At 66.1% G+C, this 18051-nt stretch carries 18 protein-coding genes; 7 read left to right on the top strand and 11 right to left on the bottom strand.

Going from position 1 to position 18051, the window contains the following annotated elements; genetic code table 11:
• Position 1: 1 nt before the first annotated feature.
• The 4 genes from AXYL_RS18360 to AXYL_RS18345 are packed head-to-tail and all read right to left on the bottom strand — an operon-like array spanning position 2 to position 4626.
• A complete protein-coding gene (locus tag AXYL_RS18360) occupies positions 2 to 1132 on the bottom strand; it encodes a C45 family autoproteolytic acyltransferase/hydolase (RefSeq protein WP_013394335.1) in 1131 nt (376 codons plus the stop codon).
• Between the two features lie 31 nt (positions 1133 to 1163).
• Positions 1164 to 2819: an ABC transporter ATP-binding protein gene (locus AXYL_RS18355; protein WP_013394334.1), complete on the bottom strand. Its 1656-nt coding sequence runs from the start codon at positions 2817 to 2819 to the stop codon at positions 1164 to 1166.
• Position 2820: 1 nt separating this feature from the next.
• Positions 2821 to 3675 carry an ABC transporter permease gene (locus tag AXYL_RS18350; protein WP_013394333.1) on the bottom strand — a complete coding sequence of 285 codons (855 nt, stop codon included), beginning with the start codon at positions 3673 to 3675 and terminating at the stop codon, positions 2821 to 2823.
• A 6-nt stretch (positions 3676 to 3681) separates the two neighbouring features.
• Positions 3682 to 4626, bottom strand: coding sequence for an ABC transporter permease (locus tag AXYL_RS18345; RefSeq protein WP_013394332.1), 945 nt, complete (start codon positions 4624 to 4626; stop codon positions 3682 to 3684).
• Positions 4627 to 4810: 184 nt separating this feature from the next.
• Between AXYL_RS18345 and AXYL_RS18340 the strand changes: the two genes are divergently transcribed.
• Together AXYL_RS18340 and AXYL_RS18335 are read left to right on the top strand one after the other, a co-directional pair.
• A complete protein-coding gene (locus AXYL_RS18340) occupies positions 4811 to 5701 on the top strand; it encodes a LysR family transcriptional regulator (RefSeq protein WP_013394331.1) in 891 nt (296 codons plus the stop codon).
• 137 nt (positions 5702 to 5838) lie between these two features.
• Complete coding sequence (locus AXYL_RS18335) at positions 5839 to 7452, top strand: ATP-binding cassette domain-containing protein (protein WP_013394330.1); 1614 nt, start codon at positions 5839 to 5841, stop codon at positions 7450 to 7452.
• Here the strand turns inward: AXYL_RS18335 and AXYL_RS18330 are convergent.
• Positions 7445 to 7900: a GNAT family N-acetyltransferase gene (locus AXYL_RS18330; protein WP_013394329.1), complete on the bottom strand. Its 456-nt coding sequence runs from the start codon at positions 7898 to 7900 to the stop codon at positions 7445 to 7447. The two genes, AXYL_RS18335 and AXYL_RS18330, sit on opposite strands and share 8 nt — an antisense overlap.
• A 107-nt stretch (positions 7901 to 8007) precedes the next feature.
• Here AXYL_RS18330 and AXYL_RS18325 point away from each other — a divergent pair, with 107 nt between their 5' ends.
• Positions 8008 to 9300: a hypothetical protein gene (locus tag AXYL_RS18325; RefSeq protein ID WP_013394328.1), complete on the top strand. Its 1293-nt coding sequence runs from the start codon at positions 8008 to 8010 to the stop codon at positions 9298 to 9300.
• 1 nt (position 9301) lies between these two features.
• Here AXYL_RS18325 and AXYL_RS18320 read toward each other — a convergent pair whose 3' ends face one another.
• The 4 genes from AXYL_RS18320 to AXYL_RS18305 form a co-directional block, all read right to left on the bottom strand.
• The gene (locus AXYL_RS18320) at positions 9302 to 9868 is read right to left on the bottom strand and encodes a hypothetical protein (protein WP_013394327.1); all 567 of its coding nucleotides are present in this window, start codon (positions 9866 to 9868) and stop codon (positions 9302 to 9304) included.
• Positions 9865 to 10446 (bottom strand): hypothetical protein, encoded by a 582-nt coding sequence (locus AXYL_RS18315; protein WP_013394326.1) that lies wholly within the window; start codon positions 10444 to 10446, stop codon positions 9865 to 9867. Before AXYL_RS18315 ends, AXYL_RS18320 begins: the two co-directional genes overlap by 4 nt.
• Positions 10443 to 11039 carry a hypothetical protein gene (locus tag AXYL_RS18310; protein WP_013394325.1) on the bottom strand — a complete coding sequence of 199 codons (597 nt, stop codon included), beginning with the start codon at positions 11037 to 11039 and terminating at the stop codon, positions 10443 to 10445. The genes AXYL_RS18315 and AXYL_RS18310 overlap by 4 nt, the downstream gene beginning before the upstream one ends.
• Positions 11040 to 11205: 166 nt before the next feature.
• On the bottom strand, positions 11206 to 11778 hold the full coding sequence (locus AXYL_RS18305) for a hypothetical protein (RefSeq protein WP_013394324.1): 573 nt from the start codon (positions 11776 to 11778) through the stop codon (positions 11206 to 11208).
• A 282-nt stretch (positions 11779 to 12060) separates the two neighbouring features.
• Here AXYL_RS18305 and AXYL_RS18300 point away from each other — a divergent pair, with 282 nt between their 5' ends.
• From AXYL_RS18300 to AXYL_RS18290, 3 genes are read left to right on the top strand one after another with little or no spacing between them, the layout of a single operon-like run.
• Positions 12061 to 12774, top strand: coding sequence for a gluconate 2-dehydrogenase subunit 3 family protein (locus tag AXYL_RS18300; protein WP_013394323.1), 714 nt, complete (start codon positions 12061 to 12063; stop codon positions 12772 to 12774).
• Between the two features lie 3 nt (positions 12775 to 12777).
• Positions 12778 to 14553 (top strand): GMC family oxidoreductase, encoded by a 1776-nt coding sequence (locus AXYL_RS18295; protein WP_013394322.1) that lies wholly within the window; start codon positions 12778 to 12780, stop codon positions 14551 to 14553.
• A gap of 12 nt (positions 14554 to 14565) precedes the next feature.
• A complete protein-coding gene (locus tag AXYL_RS18290; RefSeq protein WP_013394321.1) occupies positions 14566 to 15879 on the top strand; it encodes a c-type cytochrome in 1314 nt (437 codons plus the stop codon).
• A gap of 95 nt (positions 15880 to 15974) precedes the next feature.
• Here the strand turns inward: AXYL_RS18290 and AXYL_RS18285 are convergent, their stop codons facing one another.
• Together AXYL_RS18285 and AXYL_RS18280 are read right to left on the bottom strand one after the other, a co-directional pair.
• Positions 15975 to 16334: an Atu4866 domain-containing protein gene (locus tag AXYL_RS18285; RefSeq protein WP_013394320.1), complete on the bottom strand. Its 360-nt coding sequence runs from the start codon at positions 16332 to 16334 to the stop codon at positions 15975 to 15977.
• Positions 16331 to 16834 (bottom strand): carboxymuconolactone decarboxylase family protein, encoded by a 504-nt coding sequence (locus tag AXYL_RS18280; RefSeq protein WP_013394319.1) that lies wholly within the window; start codon positions 16832 to 16834, stop codon positions 16331 to 16333. The genes AXYL_RS18285 and AXYL_RS18280 overlap by 4 nt, the downstream gene beginning before the upstream one ends.
• A gap of 133 nt (positions 16835 to 16967) precedes the next feature.
• On the opposite strand from AXYL_RS18280, the gene AXYL_RS18275 reads away from it, so the two are divergent.
• Complete coding sequence (locus AXYL_RS18275; protein WP_013394318.1) at positions 16968 to 17867, top strand: LysR family transcriptional regulator; 900 nt, start codon at positions 16968 to 16970, stop codon at positions 17865 to 17867.
• The last annotated feature ends 184 nt before the right edge of the window (positions 17868 to 18051 follow it).

The following is an 18051-nucleotide window of genomic DNA, read 5'->3' as shown; positions in this document are numbered from 1 at the left end:
TTCAATAGGAAGGGGACGATCCGCGTGCCACCCCGTAGCGGGCGTAGGCGGCGCCCTGCCAAGGCAGGCGCGCCACTTCCAGCACGCCGGCGGCGGGTTCCATGATCAGCGTGGCGGTGGTGCAGGACGCATAGCCCTGGGCGCTGACACGCCCCGGCCGGCAGACGGAAAACGGGGTGGCGTGGGTGTCGGCGAAAGCGGTCTTGAGATCCTGCACGCCGAGCTTGCGGCCCGCGGCGGACAGGCTCTGGCGCACGCGCTGATCGCGGTACAGGCTTTCCGGCGAACTGGCGATGCCTGTCTCCTGCAGCTTGCCGAGCGCGACGGCACTGGTCCAGTGGTTGGCGTGGACCAGCAGGCCGTCCTCGGGATAGACCAGGAAGGTCTCGTCGGGCGCGCATTCCAGGCTCAGCGCCAGGCCCAGTTGGGTGCCCAGGATCAGGTTGCATGAGCAGGCCTTGGGTGTGCCGGTGACGACCTGCAGGGCCAGGGCGTAATGTTCCTGTTCCAGCGCCTTGCGGCGTACCAGCGGCAGAGGCACGCCGTCCTGCAGGTAGTCGCGGCTGGAGGACATGCCGTTGCCGTTCAGGGTCAGTCCAGCGGAGTTCATGCCATAGCGCGCCAGGCCGCCGGCTTCGACGAACGTCAGCACGTCGGGGCCGTCGTCGCGCAGCACGCGCAGGATGATGATGGTGTCGGCGCAATCCTGGCGGTTGTCCCAGTTCTGGCCCTGCAGGAAATTGCCGTTGGCGCTGCGTTCCGGCAGGATGGCGGCGCCCGTGCATTCGTCGCTTTGCGGCGCGGCGCCGGCGGCCAGATGTGCGCGGCGGGCCTGGGCGACGATTTCGGTGCGGGCGTTGATCATCAGCACGTCTTCGAACGAAACGCCGGCGCCTTCGGCGATGCCGCGCATCTCTTCCAGGTAGTCGGGTTCGAAGTCCTCGACGGCGCGCGAGAAGCGCGCGATGAGCCGTTGCAGGTCGGCGGGCGAGTACCGGAACTGCTGCAACGCACGGGCGTAGATGTCGGCGCTGCGCCGCACGCGCCCGCCTGCCAGGCGTCCATGCTGAAGTCCGCGCTCGTAGGGCGCGCCGGACACTTCAACCAGAGGGAAGAACGCTGCTGCCGTCATGTCTGTTCCTGTGCGTGCGGAGCCGTGGACATCATTGATCGAACCGCCACTTCAGGCGCACGCCGCCGGTGTCGTTGGCTTCCAGGACGGGAATGGCCGACAGCAGCTTACGCGTGTAGGGATGCTGGGGCGCGTCGAAGATCTGGTCGCGCAGGCCTTGTTCGACGATCTGGCCGTCCTGCATCACAACCACGCGGTCCGCCACCTGCTCGACCACGCCCAGGTCGTGGCTGATGAACAGACAGGAAAAGCCGTGGCGCTGCTGCAATTCGGCAAACAGCTTGAGCACCTGCGCGCGCACCGTGACGTCCAGGGCCGAGACCGGCTCGTCGGCGATCACGAAGGCGGGGCGGCGCACGATGGCGCGGGCGATGGCGACGCGCTGGCGCTGGCCGCCCGACAGTTCGTGCGGGTAGCGCCGGGCGTACTCCGGGCCCAGCCCCACCTCGGTCAGCACGGATTGGACGCGCTCGGCCTTCTGCGCCGCCGTCATGCCGTCCACCTGGCGCAGGCCTTCGGCCGTGAGTTCACCGACCGTCATGCGGGGGTTCAAGGAGGAGTAGGGATCCTGGAACACCATCTGGCAGTTCAGGCGATAGTCGTTCCAGGCGGCGCCCGTTTGCGCAATGGGCTTGCCGCGGAAGTAGATGCCGCCGTCCGTGGGGGCAAGCAAGCCCGCAATGGCCCGGCCCAGCGTGGTCTTGCCGGAGCCGGATCCGCCGACCACCGCCACCACCTCACGCGGCCGGATCTGCAGGTCTATGCCGTGCAGGGCGCGTTTGGCCTGGGTGCGGCCGAACAGCCGCTGACGGCCTGCGTAGTCCACCAGCAGCTGGCGCACGTCGACGATGGGCGCCTCGGGCGGAATGGGGCGTGCAGGGCCGCGCATGGGCATGGCCGCCAGCAATTGCCGCGTATACGGATGCGCGGGGCGGTCCAGGATCTGCTGCGTGGTGCCGGTTTCCACGATTTCGCCGTGGCGCATCACGATCATGCGCTCGGTGTACTTGGCCACCATGGGCAGGTCGTGGCTGATCATCAGCACGGCCGTGTTGCGGGCGCGGGTCAGTTCCAGCATCAGTTCCAGCACGTCGCGCTGCACCACCGCGTCCAGCGCGGTGGTGGGTTCGTCCGCCACCAGCAGGGCCGATTCCAGCAGCATCACGGCGGCCAGCATCATGCGCTGGCGCATGCCGCCTGAGAATTCATGGGGCCAGGCGTCCAGCGCGGCGGCCGGGTCGCGCAGGCCGACCCGCGCCAGCATGGCCAGTATCAGCTGTTTGCGCGCGGCGGCGGACAGGTCCTTGCGGTGCAGCGCCAGCCCTTCGTCGAGCTGGCGGCCGATCTTCATGGAGGGATTGAGCGAGGTCATCGGCTCCTGGAACACCATGCCGATGCGCGCCCCGCGCAGCTTGCGCAAGGCGGCGGGGCTGGCATCCGTCAGCGACTTGCCTTCGAACGTGATCGAGCCCGCCGCGCGCACCAGCGGCGGGGGCGTCAGGCCCAGCAAGGCGCGCGCCGCCTGGGTCTTGCCGCTGCCCGATTCGCCCACGATGCCGACCAGTTCCCCGGGCTTGATGGAGAAGCTGACCCGCTTGACGATTTCCCTGCCGCCCGCGCCCACCGTCAGCGTCAGGCCGTTGACCTCTGCCAGCGTCGCGCCGGTGTCCATGTTCTTGTTCGTCATGTCATTCACCCGTGCGCATGCGCGGATCCAGGCGGTCGCGCACGGCGTCGCCCAGCAGGTTGATGCCCAGCAGCGTGAGCGAAATGCAGATGCCGGGGAAGATGCTCAGATACGTAGCCTGCGCCATGAACGGACGGGCCGAGGCCAGCATGTTGCCCCAGGTCGGCGCGGGCGGCGGCACGCCCAGGCCCAGGAAGGACAGGGCGCTTTCCGCCAGGATCACCCAGCCGAACATGGACGTGGCCAGCACCGTCAGCGGCGCCACGCAATTCGGCAGCACGTGGCGGAACATGGTGTAGAGCTCGGAGTTGCCCAGCACGCGCGAGGATTCGATGAATTCCTTCTCGCGCAGCGACAGCACCGTGCCGCGCACGATCCGCGTCACCGAAGGCGTGTAAGCCAGGCCCAGCGCCAGGATGATGCCGTACTTGTTGGCGCCCACCACCGCCAGCAGGCCCAGTGCCAGCAGCAGGCCGGGAAAGGCCAGCAGGGCGTTGTTGAAGGCCATGATGATGCGGTCGGTCCAGCCCCGCACAAAACCGGTCAGCACGCCGATGGCGGTACCCAGCACGACGGAGAACGAGACGGTCAGCAGGCTGATCCAGACGCTGGTCGAGGCGCCGACCATCAGGCGGCTGAGCACGTCGCGGCCGAATTCGTCGGTGCCCAGCCAGAACTGGGCGCCAGGCGGCTTGAGCCGCGACGCGAAGCTGATGCCCAGCGGGTCGCGCGGGGTCCACACCGCGCCGAGCAGGGCGGCGCCCACGACGATCGCGATGATGACTCCGCCTATGGCCGCATTGGCGGGCAGGCGGCGGCGCCGGGGCTTGATGGGATTGATGGCGGTCAGTTGCATGGCGGTTTACTCGGCTCCAACGCGGGGATCGAAGGCGGGATAGAGCAGGTCGACGAAGAGGTTGACCAGCACATAGATGACCGCGACGAACAGCAGGCAACCCTGGATCACCGGGTAGTCGCGGGCGAAGATGGAATCGACCAGGAGACGGCCCAGGCCGGGTATCGTGAACACGGTTTCCACCACGGCGATGCCGCCCAGCAGATTGCCGAGCACCAGGCCGATCAGGGTCCAGGTGGGGCCGAAGGAGTTCTTGAATACGTGATGGGTCAGCACCGCGCGTTCGCTCAGGCCCTTGGCGCGGGCGTGGGTTACGTAATCCAGGCGCAGGACTTCCAGGGCGCTGGCGCGCGCCATGCGCATCAGCACGCCGATCTCATGCAGGAATAGGGTCAGGATGGGCATGGCCAGGTACAGCAGGCCCGCGACCGCGTCCTCCGACACCGACACGTAGCCCACGACCGGCAGCCATTCCAGCTTCAGCCCCAGCAGCAGCAACAGCAGCAGGCCCAGCCAGAAGGTGGGAATGGACACCAGCAGCGTGGCCATGCCGACCAGCGCGATGTCGGCGGCGCGGTTCTGGCGCCAGGCGGCGATGATGCCCGCCGGCACCGCGACCAGGGCGGCGGCGGCCACGGCGGCCAGCACGATGGGAGCGCTGACCAGGAAGCGGTCCCACACCAGGGCCAGCACCGCCTGGCCGGTGGTAATGGATTTCCCCAGGTCGCCATGCAGCAGATTGCCGAACCACAAGGCGAACTGGGCGGGCCAGGATTGGTCCAGGCCCATGCGCTGGCGCAGTTCTTCCAGGCTGGCGGGGTCGGCAAGGTCGCCCAGCAGCAGCTGGGCCGGATCGCCGGGGATCAAGCGGATCAGCACGAAAACGGCGACGGACACGATCAGCAGTGTCGGTATGGCCATTCCGATGCGCGAGAGTGCGAAGCGAAGCATAGGGGGCTCGTAGCTCACGTCCCGGCGCCGGCGGCGCGGCGCGATGGTGACGATACGGTTGACGGGACCGCGTATGCCGGCTCGGCTGCGGGATGGCGTAACTTTGACGTCCTGTCATAAAGAAGTAAAACTAAAATTACTTTGTGGTATATAAAGTTCTTCTTACCGATAGGGCGCCCGTCACATGAGTTCGATCCGCTTCTTTCGCACCTTTGTTGCCGTGGCCCGCAGCGGCTCGTTCGCCGCCGCGTCGGAACGGGTGTCGCTGACGCCCGCGGCGGTCAGCCTGCAGATGCGCGCGCTGGAAGACGACCTGGGCGTCAGCCTGTTCGACCGCAGCGGCAAGATCGTGTCCCTGAGCGAAGGCGGACACCGCCTGCTGCCGCGCGCGGAGCAACTGCTGGCGGTGTACGACGATCTGCGCGACGGCCCCGGCGGCGACGAGCTGGTGGGTTCCATCGATGTGGGATCGGTGGGCACCTCTATGGCGTTCCTGGCGCGCGCCGTATTGACCTTGCGGGACTCGCATCCCAAGCTGAACGTGCAGCCCGTGATCAGTTTTTCCGGCGACCTGTCGCTGCGGGTGCGGGCAGGGGAACTGGACGCGGCCCTGGCGGTCAAGAATGCCCACAAACTGCCTTCCGGCACGCAATGGACCCCGCTCTACACGGAACCCTTCGTGTTCATCGCCAACCGCCAGGCGGCGGGCAAGGCGGACATTGCCAGCCTGATGGCGCGGCGCCTGTTCCTGCGGCCTTCGCGCGATACGCATACGGGGGCGCTGATCGATGCCTTCATCCGCAGGAACCATCTCAAGTTCGGCGATTTCCTGGAAATCAATTCACTGCGGACCATGGTCGAACTGGTCCACCAGGATGTCGGCGTGACCATCGTGCCGCTCACGCGGGCGGCGCACTGGGAGGAAGATCCGCGCCTACGCGTGACCTATTTCGATGACCCGTCCGCGCAACGGACCGTCGGACTGTTCGAGAACGAGGCGCGCAGCCACCTGACCAGCGCGCTCAGGCGCGTCCTGCTTGCCACGATCGAGCAGGACGCCCAGGTCAGGCGGTAATCGCCATTACAATGTCGGATCAATCACCCCACCAGGAGTCATTCGCCATGCGTCATTGATGCCGCCGTCTGCACGACGGCCAGTCTCCACCCACCCCCAAAGAGCAGGGGGAGTTCTTGGCATCCTTGGAACCGCACATGACGAATCCCTATCTCGCGCTGGAAGGCGTGTCCTATGTTCTGCCGGACGGCAGGACGCTTTTCTCCGGTCTCAACGAACAGTTCGACCTGCGGCCTACCGGGCTGGTGGGCCGCAATGGCGTGGGCAAGAGCGTGCTGGCCGGCATTCTTGCCGGCCAGTTGCCGCCGGCCTCCGGCCGCTGCGTGCGTTCGGGCAGCGTGCATTATCTGGCCCAGCAGGCCGCCCCGCGCGTAGCCGGGACCGTCGCGGCGCTGGCGGGCGTGCAGGCCAGGCTCGATGCGCTGGGACGCATCGAAGCAGGCAGCGCCGCCGCCGAGGACTTCGACATTCTCGGCGATCGCTGGGACGTGCGCCTGGCATTGCAGCAGGAACTGGAGCGCTGCGGCCTGGGCCATCTCGACGCCGCGACGCCGGCCGCCACGCTCAGCGGCGGCGAAGCCATGCGCGTCGCCCTGATCGGCGCCTTGCTGTCGGAGGCCGACTTTCTGATCCTGGATGAACCCACCAATCATCTGGACAGGCCAAACCGGCTGGCGTTGATCGAGCAACTGCAACGCTGGCCGCGCGGCTTGCTGGCGATCAGCCATGACCGGCAACTGCTCGAAGCGATGCAGCGCATCGTGGAATTGTCGACGTTGGGGCTGCGTGGGTACGGGGGCGGCTACAGCTTCTATGCCGAGCGCAAGGAAGAGGAGCGGCGCAACGCGCTGTCGCTGCTGGAGCAGCGCAAGCATGAACGCCAGCGCGAGGAACAATCCCTGCGCGAGCAGCGCGAGCGCCAGGAGCGGCGGCAGGCGCGCGGCAACCGGCAGGGGCGCGAAGCCAATCAGGCCAAGATTCTGCTGGACCGGCAGAAGGCGCGCAGCGAAACCTCCGCGGGCAAGCTGCGCCGCCAGCATGCGGCGGCAAGTGAGCAGCTCACATTGCGTGTGCGCGAGGCGGCCGAACAGGTCGAGGACCAGGACGCCATCGTGCTGCATGCGCCGCCAACTGCCATGCCTGCGCAGAGGCGCATCGCTGAGCTGGATGGGGTGGAACTGCCCTTTGTCCCGGCCGCCACGCGCCGCATCGACCTGATGCTGGGCGGACAGCAGCGGGTGGGAGTGGTCGGCCCGAACGGTTGCGGCAAGTCGACCTTGCTCAAAGTATTGGCTGGGCAGCTTCAGGCATCGGGCGGGACATGCCGGGTCGCGGTAGAGGCCGTGTATCTGGATCAGGGACTGGCCACGCTGGCGCCGCAGCGCCCGGTGCTGGAGCAGTTGCAGGCGGCCAATCGCGGCGCGTCGGAAGCTGACTTGCGCACGCGCCTTGCCCAGCTTGGCCTGGACGCGCGCAAGATTGCCGTACCCAGTGCCGCGCTCAGCGGAGGAGAACGGCTGAAGGCCGCACTGGCCTGCGCGCTGTATGCGGACCCGCCCGCGCAACTGCTGTTGCTGGACGAGCCCAGCAACCACCTGGATCTGCCGTCGATGCAGGCGTTGGAGGCAATGCTGCGCGCGTACCGGGGCGCCTTGGTCGTGGTGTCTCATGACGACGCGTTCATGGACAGCCTGGGCCTGACGCATCGCCTGCTTGCGGGCAGCGACGGATGGCGGCTGGAGATTATCTGATCGACAGTTCCAGTATGTCGTCGCCGGCTTCATCCCGTTCTCCCGTGGGCGTCCAGCCCAGGTGGCGGTAGAAGCCGTGGGAACGCACGGCGGGATCGCTGGCGCATGCCAGGAACAGGCGTTGGTGCCCCAGGCTTGCCAGATGCCGGACCATCAGCTGCAGCAGCGTCTTGCCCGCGCCCTGGTTCTCGCTTTCGGGCAGCAGGGCCAGGACCACGATTTCGCCGGTGTCGCGGTCGCCGTAGCAGTAGCCTGTCACCCGGCCGTCCGCGCAGGCGACAAAGCCGGGAAGGTCTCCCGCAAGGACGCCGGCGGCCCAGCTGTCCACGGTGATGCCCAATGCGCGCAGTTCTTCGACGGAAAACGCGTTCTCTCTGGTTTGGCCGCGGATCGTCACGCAGGCCGGGACGTCGTCGGCGGTGGCGGGGCGGAAGGTCAGTGTGCTCATGCCCGTATATTGACACCCTGTGCGCAATCGTGGCGAGCGGTAACATTCCTCGCGCCGGCGCGGCATTAATATCGACCGCTTCAATCCGCGCACTGCAGGGTGTAGGCATGCTCGAGTCCGTACTCGCGCCATGGGCGCTGACTGGCCGGCTGTGGCTGCGGTTCTGGCCGCAATTGATGGCGCTGGTGCTGGCAGGCACGCTGGCCCGCGATGTGCTGCTGTGGGTGGCGGCGCAGACGGGCTTTGCCAATCATCTGGCCGGCCTGGCGGTACTTACGCTGGTTGCCTTGGCACAGCTGGTCACCACGGTGGCGATGTTTCTGGTGCTGCTGCCCGGCCTCCCGGCCTTGCGCGACGCGCAAGCGGCGGCGCGCGCTGGCGACACCGCGCGCGCTGGCGACACCGCGTCCGCCAGTACGGACGGGCGGCTGGGGCGGGCGTTGACCGTGGCCTTGCTACCGTTCTTCGCCTATTACGCCGCCTGGGGGTTTCTCGGCGACATCGTGCGGCAGTACTCGCGCCTGGCCTATGGGCTGGATCCGCTGGGCGAGCACGGCAATGTGCTGGACGCCCTGGATTCGCGCTGGCTGCTGGTCTCGGTGGCGATTTCCTGGCTGGTGCGCAAGGCGGCGGTGATGGCGCGCGACCGCACGGGCAAAGGCCGCTGGCAATGGCTGGTGGTGCTGTGCGAGACCAATTGGATCCTGATCGGCCTGTACGTCATCAGCCGCTGGAAGGACCAGGCCTGGCAATGGCTGGCCGACCGGCGCGGGCTGGAGGCGCTGCTGCAGTCCCTGATGAATATGCTGACGCCCATTACGAATGCCTGGGCGGCGGGCATGACGCCGGTCGAGGCGCAAGGGCGCGGCGTGGGCGTGGCGCTGGTCAGCCTGTTCTTCTATGCCTTGCTGCCGGTGATATGGCTGGTGATGGCCGCGTTGGTCTATGGCTACGACGTGCGCGACGATGCCGACCTGCGGCGCTATGAACGGCTGCAACGGCTGGGCGATCGCTACCGCGCGGTGCCGCGCTTTCTGCGCGATTTCGTCGAGCATTTCGTGGCCGGCTACCGCAAGCGCTACCTGCCTTTGGCCAGCGGCGTGCGCCTGGCCTTTCACAGCAGCGCGCTGCTGCTGGTGACGCTCATCGTGGGCTATCGGCTGATCGATTGGGGCGCCGCATGGCTGTGGTACGGCGCGACGCGCCTGATCGGCCCGCATGACCTGGATACCTGGCAGGTGCTGGCGCACGGCGTTTCGCTGCTGTTCGGCAGCCCGTTTCGCGATTCGTCCACGGGTCTGTTGATCGAGCCTTTGCGCATCTGCTTTCTCGCCGCCGTGCTGGAATGCGCCTACGCGCCGTGGAAGATGCGCAGTCCGGCGCCTGCGCCGGCAGCCTGATTCAGCCGGGCGGGTCCGGCGGCGCAAAGCGCAGGTAAGCAGGCCTCTCGGCATCGATAGATACGGTGATAGACCAGGGCGCGGCCGCGTCGGCGGGCACCATGAAGGCTTCCATGATTTCCACCTTGGCGCCCGACGCGGCGCCGCTGTGGGCGGCGGCCACGCAGCCGCGCGCCGTACCGCGGGGCAGGCGCAGCGCCGGCGCGATGGCGGGCAGCCAGGTACGCCCCTGCGCATCGTGCAGCGCGATGCGGCAGCCGCGCCAGCGCGTGGGCAGATCGGTGGATTGCACCTGCACGGAGAAGGCTGCCAGCGCGGCGCGGGAACCGGGTTGCCAGCCGCGGCCGGCCGGCGGTTCCAGCACGGCGAATTGCTGCAATTGCCACTGCGCGCCACCCAGCAGCGCCTGGGTGCCGGCCGCGACCTCGCGCGGCTGCAGTTCGCGGCCGTCGAGCCAGCGAGCCACGCTGTCGTGGCCGCTCCAGTACAAGGTCAGCAGCAGCAAGGGAGGCAGCAGCCACAGGCTGCGGCGGCGCCAGCGGCGTTCGTTCATGGCCGGGTCATTCATGGGACGGCCTCTTGTTCGAGGTCGTAGTTGGCGGCGGCGACGGGCCGGCCGGAGGCATCCAGCGGCACGTCGTCCAGCGCGATGCGCGCCTGCGAGTCCAGGCGCGGGCCATAGCGCGCGGACAGCAGCAGCGTAGCGCCGCGCGCCTGGTCCGGGCGGATCTCGAACACCAGCCGCACGGTGCGCGGCAGGCCCGGTTCCACGGCATGGGGCGGTTGATTGCGCGCGAGCGCGAGGCGGTCCGTGTGGCGGTAGGCCAGGCCGTCGGGTCCGAGCCAGGCGGCTTCGCCGACGGTGGCCGAGGTGTTCCGGGCCGCCAGACGCAGCCAGACGATGGCCCATACACCGCCGGTCCCGCGCGTTTGCGGCGCGCTCAGGCTGCGGTAGTTCAATTGCTGCGCGAACTGCACGCGCTCCACGGTGACGTCGAACTGCCTGGCGCTCACCGTCTGCCCCATGGCGCCGCGGACAGTGATGGGACCGGTCAGCGCCATGTAGCGGGGCGTGCTGCGCTGCATGGCATACAAGGCCAGCGCCGCGGCCAGCACCAGCAGCAGCGTGCCCAGGCGCGCGCTCATGGCGCGGCCTCGGGCTTGCCGTCGGGCGTTACGGGCAATTCGATCCGGCCGACGTTGGCGGGATTGAACCAACCGGGCGCGCCGTACAGATTGTCCACGGGCTTGTAGATCTTGCTCTGCACGGCAAGGGCGGTGCGCGCGGGAGCCGCGGCTGACGGCGGCAGTATCCAGACAAAGGCCATGCGCTCGGGCAGGCCGGGTTGCAGGTAAGGCATTTGCTGCGTGTCGCGCAGGCCCACCACCATGGGTTTTCCGGCAGCGGGTCCGAGCGGCGCATTCCAGCGCAACAGTCCCAGATAGTCGGCGCTCGATTCGGCGGTGCGATTGGTGAGATCGGCCTCGACTACCAGCGCCGTGGCGCCGGGCTTGACGGGCACGCCGTAGACCTTGGGGCTGGAGGCGGTCCAGGCCCGGCGCGGCACCACCTGCCATTGTCCGGTCTGGATCGGGGCATCGGCGCTGTACAAGGGTTCGGACGCGCGGTTGAGCTTGCCGTAGGCGCCGTACAGCGCGACGCTGGCGGCGGCAATCAGAGAGCCTATGCCTGCCAGGCTGGCGGCGACACGGGCTCTGAGCGAGTGCAGTACGCGCATCCGGACTCCTGGCGCGCGGGCGGCGCGCATCGGGAATTCCAGATCGTAGGCGCGTGGCTCCTGCCGGGCGTTGTCCTTATGTTTCCATGCGTGTCGCGCAGGGCAGTGCGGTGCGCTCAGGCCAAGTTTTGAAACAATTCATGGGCAACGCCTGGACGTGAACGCTTCAGAACAGGTTCAGCGCCCGCGCCACCCACCAGCCCAGGCCGATCGCAATGCCGATCAGCAGCGTTCTGCGCAGGCCGCCGCTCTTGACCGGCACGGCGCCCGGCGGGAGGCCCGCGTTCACATGGGATGGAACGGCTTCGGCCGATGCGCGCGCCTGCGCCGGCGCGGGATCATCGGTTTCGATCACGAACTCCGGTTTGGCCTCGTGCTGCTTCATTCCCTGCGCCAGGTTTTCCACGTCCACGCCGGCGTTGCGCAGCATGTCCCACAGGCCGCCGTCTCCCTGGCCGGCGCGCAGCGCTTCGATGCGCTCGCGTTCGGCGCGCGGGACTTCGTCCAGGCTGTCGTACTTGCGGCCATTCACCGTGACCGCGCCGTCCTTGATCTCGACCTTGAAGGACTCGCCGTTCTCGATGCCGGCATAGCTCCAGGTTTGGCTCACCGAAGCGCCATCCATTCCGCCGTCCAGCAACTCTTCGATGTTGGCGCGCTGTTCGGGCGTCAGGTCCTTCGTGGTGCTCCAGCTGCGCGTCGTCGTGGTGCTGCGCCAAGTCTTGGTTTTTTCGTTCATGGGTGAATCCGTTGTCATGCGGGTCTAGTGCAAAGCCTCTTACTTTGTCCTTAATGCAAAACTTATTTGCATGTCAAGAAAATCGATCTGATATGGTCATTTGAGCGTATCAGATGACTCAAAGAGCGCATAATGTGCGCACCTTTTCCCAGGCTCCAGTTGTAGGGAAAGGGTCGGTTTTCGGTAAGCGAAGAGCGTGTTGTCACTAGCTCGGCGGTTCGTGTTTCCAGGTTCATGTTCGCTAGCGCGCTAGGACAACTTGGAGTATTCACGGAGATGTCTATGACAGAAGACGCAAAGCCGCGCAGGCGGTTCCTGCAGGCGTTGGCCATCGTGCCGGCGTCGACGTTGGCGGTGGGCGCAATGACCACGGGCTGTACCAACGAGTCGGATGGCGCCGCCGCGCGCGCCGCCAAGCCCTACGCACCCACTTATTTCACCAAGGCCGAATGGGCCTTCATCGTGGCCGCGGTGGATCATCTGATTCCCGCTGACGAGTACGGTCCCGGCGCCATCGAGGCCGGCGTACCAGAGTTCATCGACCGGCAGATGGAAACGCCGTTCGGCCACGGCAAGCTCTGGTACATGCAAGGTCCGTTCCATACCGACCAGGTGCCGGAACTGGGCTATCAACTCAGCCAGAATCCGCGCGAGGTCTACCGCCACGGCATCGAGGCCTGTGACGCCTGGTGCGTGAAGACGCACGGCAAGGCCTACGCCGAACTGGACAAGCCGCTGCAGGAACAGATCCTGAAGGATCTGCAGGGCGGCAAGATCAAGTTCGAAAGCGTGCCTGCCACGACGTTCTTCAGTTTCCTGCTTTCCAACACCAAGGAAGGGTTCTTCGCCGATCCCATGTATGGCGGGAACAAGAACATGGTGGGTTGGAAGATGGTGGGTTTCCCGGGCGCGCGCGCGGACTTCATGGACTGGGCCGACCAGCCCAACGCGAAGTATCCCTACGGCCCCGTGTCGATCTCTGGGGAGAAGGGTTAAGCCATGGCGATCAAAAAAGACAAAGTCGATGCGGTGCTGGTCGGGTTCGGCTGGACCGGTGCGATCCTCGGCCAGGAGTTGACCGAGGCAGGGCTGCACGTGCTGGCGCTGGAGCGCGGCGCGATGCAGGACACGCCCAAGGACGCCGAGTATCCCAAGGTCGCCGACGAGCTGGCGTACTCCGTGCGCGGCAAGCTGTTCCAGGACCTGTCGAAGGAAACCGTGACCATCCGCCACGGCGTCGACGACGTGGCCGTGCCGTATCGGCAGAATGGTTCGTTCCTGTTGGGCACGGGCGTGGGCGGGGCGGGTTTCCACTGGAACGGCATGCACTACCGCGTGCTGCCCGAAGAGCTGGAGCTGCGCTCCCGCTACGAAACGCGCTACGGCAAGAGCTTCATTCCGGAAGGCATGACCATCCAGGATTTCGGCGTGACCTACGATGAGCTGGAACCGTACTTCAGCAAGTTCGAATACGTGTGCGGCACCTCCGGCAAGGCCGGCAACCTGAACGGCCAGATCGTCGCAGGTGGCAATCCGCTGGAGGGCAAGCGCAGCAAGGAATTTCCGCTGCCGCCCCTGACCACCACCTACGGCGCGCAGCTGTTCGACAAGGCGGCGCGCGAAGTCGGCTTTCATCCGTATCCGGCGCCCGCGGCCAACGCCTCGGGGCCGTACACCAATCCGTACGGCGTGCGCCTGGGGCCCTGTAATTTCTGCGGTTTCTGCGAGAACTACGGCTGCTACATGTATTCGAAGGCCTCGCCGCAGACCACCATCCTGCCAGTGCTGCTGAAGAAACCCAATTTCGAGCTGCGCACGCAATCCCACGTGATCAAGGTCAACCTGGACTCGAGCGGCAAGAAGGCCGTGGGCGTGACCTACATCGACGCGCAAGGCCGCGAGATCGAGCAGCCGGCCGACCTGGTGATCCTGTCGGCCTACCAGATGCACAACGTGCGCCTGCTGCTCTTGTCCGGCATCGGCAAGCCTTACGACCCCAAGACCAACGAAGGCGTGGTCGGCAAGAACTACGCCTACCAGATGAACGGCGGCGTCAGCGTGCTGCTGCCCAAGGGCACCCAGCTCAACCCCTTCGTGGGCACGGGCGCGGGCGGCGTGGGCATGGACGACCTGAACGGTGACCAGTTCGACCATGGCCCGCTGGGCTTTCTGGGCGGCGCCAGCATCCGCCACGTGCGCTATGGCGGCCGTCCGATCAAGCAGACGCCCACCATGCCGGGCACGCCCAGTTGGGGCACGGGCTGGAAGGCGGGCGTGCAGGACGCGTACCAGCGCCACATGACCATAGGCATTTCCGGTTCGGTGATGTCGTATCGCGACGCCTATCTGTCGCTGGACCCGACCTATAAGGACAGCTTTGGCCAGCCTCTGCTGCGCATGACCTTCGATTGGCATGACAACGAATTCGACATGCTGGGCTACATGGGCAAGCGCATGGAAGAAGTGGCCAAGGCCATGAAGCCCGAAAAGTACGCCGTGGGGGTGCGCAAGAAGGGCGCGCGCTACGATACGCGGGTCTACCAGAGCACGCACAACACGGGCGGCGCCATCATGGGCACCAACCCCAAGGAAAGCGTGGTCAACAAGTACCTGCAAAGCTGGGACGTGCCCAACCTGTTCGTGATGGGGGCCTGCGCGTTCCCGCAGAACATGGGCTACAACCCCACCGGCCTGGTCGGGGCGCTGGCCTACTGGTCGGCGCAGGCCATCCGCGACCAGTACCTGAAGAACCCCGGCCCGCTGGTCCAGGCTTAAGGAGACGACACAATGATTAAGCAGACCATTGTTGCGGCTCTTTCCGCCCTGGCGGCGAGCGCGGCGTTCGCCGCCGACGGCACGCCTGCCGCCGCCGACGCGCAGATGATCAAGCAGGGCGAGTACCTGTCGCGCGCCGGCGACTGCATCGCCTGCCACACGGCCAAGGACGGCAAGCCGTTCGCCGGCGGCCTGGGCATCGATTCGCCGCTGGGCATGATCTATTCCACCAACATCACGCCCGACAAGGACACCGGCATCGGCGGCTATACCTACGAGGACTTCGACCGGGCCGTGCGCCACGGCGTGGCCAAGGACGGGCACTCGCTGTATCCGGCCATGCCGTACACCGCCTATGCCAAGGTCACGCCCGAGGATGTGAAGGCCTTGTACGCCTACTTCATGCACGGCGTGGAGCCGGTCAAGCAGGAGAACAAGGACACCGACATCATCTGGCCCTTGTCGATGCGTTGGCCGCTGGGCGTGTGGCGCTGGATGTTCGCGCCCGACGTGGCCACGGCGCCCGTGACCGCCGACACGCAAGGTGCCGACCGCGCCGCGCTGCTGCGTGGCCAGTACCTGGTCGAAGGCCTGGGCCATTGCAGCACTTGCCACACGCCGCGCGGCATCGCCTTGCAGGAAAAGGCGCTGACCGAGGCGGACGGTTCGGCCTTCCTGTCGGGCGGCGTGGTCGAAGGCTGGCTGGCCAAGAACCTGCGCGGCGACACCACCGACGGCCTGGGCGGCTGGAGCCAGGCCGACATCGTGGCATTCCTGAAGTCCGGCCGCAACGGCCATTCCGGCGCCTTCGGCGGCATGGCGCAGGTCGTAGGCGACAGTACCCAGCATCTGTCCGACGCCGATTTGAACGCCATCGCGGCCTACCTGAAGAGCCTGCCGCCGGTGAACAAGGATGCGACCAAGCCGCTGGCCTATGACGAGTCCGTGGCACAGGCGCTGCGCACGGGCAAGGACAAGGGAGACGGCGCGATGGCTTTCCTCAACAACTGCGCGGCTTGCCACCGCAGCACGGGCAAGGGCTACACGGAGACCTTCCCGCAGCTGGCGCTCAGCTCCACGGTGAACTCGGCGGATCCCGCCTCCCTGATCCACATCGTGCTCAAGGGTGCGCAGATGCCGGCCACCACGGCGGCGCCGACCGCCTATGCGATGCCGGGCTTCGACTGGCGCATGAGCGACAAGGAGGTCGCCGAGGTGGTGACGTTCGTGCGGTCCAGCTGGGGCAACCAGGCGGCGGCCGTCACCGCGGCCGACGTGGCCAAGGTGCGCAAGGACGTGGGGGCCGCGCCGCAGCCGGCACGCTGATATCCCCGCTCCATCGCGTAGCGTGATGGAAGGCGGCGCCGGCAGGCCACGCGGTTTGCCGGCGCCGCTTCAAATCCAAAGTCCAAGCGCGACGCCTATTCTTGCTGGCGCCTATACAAGATCATTCCGCCGTGGTGCAAGACACCATCGATGAAATCCCCATCGGCGGTGAAGCCGGTGTCATCCCAGTATTCAATGTGGTTGCCGCTTACCTCGTATCGGCCTTGATAGGCGCTTTCGATTTCTCCGCGCGCCTCGTCATAGCGGCCGCTCGGCAGGAGGTTGTGGCGTATCCGGCCATCCTTGGTCACCCACATGCCGGCGTAGGGATGGTTTGCCACTTGTCGGGTGGCGGGAGCGGTGTTGTTAGTCATCTGGGCGGCGCTTTTCTGGAGAGGGGCGGAAATTGCGGCGACGATGGCAATGGCCGCGTAAAGCACGGAGGGGCGGATCATGGCTTCGTCCCCCGGAATTCCTGGGCCGTAGCCGCGCGCTGCTGGGCGAAGATTTCGGACAGAGCTTGCGACGCGGTAATCGCGCGAGGAAAGCCGGCAGGCACGGTCACCAGATATATGGCTTCCTTCAGTTCTTCTTCGGCGACTCCAATGTTCAGGGCGTATTGGGCATGGATCTTCATGAAAGCGAATTCACCCATAGCCGCGAACACCGCGACGGCCGCAATCTGGCGGATGCGGGGATCAAGGCCGTCCCGGGACCAGACATCGCCCAATGCATAGCCTTCGGTCGCCTGAGCCAGGAATGGAAACTCGGCGCGCATGCGCTCCAGATTTGGCTGCGTAGCGCCTTTGTTCAGACTGCGCAGGACCTCCGAGCCCCGCTGCATGCGGCGCTCGGTAGTGTCGGTGACGGCGGGGGTTCCGGTTGCCAAAGCGGATCCTGCCAGCGCCGAAGTCGCCAGGATCATCCCGGCAATGGTTGGCATTCCACGAGCCATGACTGATCTCCTTTTCGAGAGGTTTTTTTGTGTACTCCATGGAGAGATGAACTCCATGAGCAGCACTGTAGGTACTCTTGATTGGCGTGATAAGCTGGCCGCTGCTTTATGGCTTGGGAAGGTTTGCTAACCAATGGACGCTGATTTCAATGCGCTGGCAACGTTTGTGTTCGTGGCTGAAGAGAAGAATTTCCGGGCGGCGGCGGATCGCATCGGCGTCTCGCGTTCGGCAGTAAGTCAAACGATCGCGCGGCTGGAAAGCATGATGGGCGTTGCGCTGGTTCGGCGCACGACGCGCAGCGTCAGTCTGACGGAAGCGGGAGAGCGGTTGTTTGCCGAAGTGGCCCCGGCCTTGGCCGATATGCGAACAGCCTTCGAGGCCACGGTGAACCTCCAGGGACCTCCGCGAGGGCAGCTACGTCTGACGGTATCTTCGATTGCCGAGCGCTTTCTTTCGGGAGCGATGTTGAGCACGTTTTCGCAGGCGAATCCGGAAATCCAGCTCGACGTCACGGTGACTGACGAGGAGTTCGACATCGTGGCGGAAGGCTACGATGCCGGAGTTCGCCTGGGCGAAGTGATCGAGCAGGACATGATTGCGATTCCCATCGTTGGCGACGAACGGCAAATGGTGGTGTGCGCTCCGGCCTTCCGTGATCGGTATGGCATGCCCATGCATCCCCGGGATCTCCCGAGATATCGCTGCATCGGGTGGCGCCCGGCGCCGAAGGCGGTTCCCTATCGCTGGGAGTTTGCAGAGGATGGCAAAGATTTCAGCGTCCAGGTTGAGCCGGAAATCACTACCAACGACATGGCACTGATGATCAAGCTTGCGGTTGCCGGAGCCGGAATCACCTTCGGCATGGAAGAGAGCTTTCGCCCAACCATTGCACGCGGAGAACTGATTTCTTTGCTCGACGAATTCTGTCCGACATTCCCCGGTTTCTATCTCTATTATCCCAGCCGGCGAAATATTCCTCCCAAGCTTCGAGCCTTGATTGAGCACGTGCAGGCGTTTCGCCAAGGTGGATGAACGGGCGTACCGTGTCGGGTCAGCAGCTGGCGAAGGACTCATGGCCGGGGCCGCGTTTTTCATGGGCGATTTGACAAGCCCCGATGCCGGGCGCACGCTACGCTACATGCATAGTCCCGCAACTTCCCTCGCGCTGATTATTACCACCATCAGGTCCATGGTGGGTTAGCGCGCGTCGGTACAT

The sequence above is a fragment of the Achromobacter xylosoxidans A8 genome, assembly GCF_000165835.1.
In the GTDB taxonomy this organism is placed as follows: Bacteria; Pseudomonadota; Gammaproteobacteria; order Burkholderiales; family Burkholderiaceae_B; genus Achromobacter; species Achromobacter xylosoxidans_B.
The sequence above is the reverse complement of the archived record's forward strand: the minus strand, read 5'-3'. Positions and strand labels throughout refer to the sequence as shown.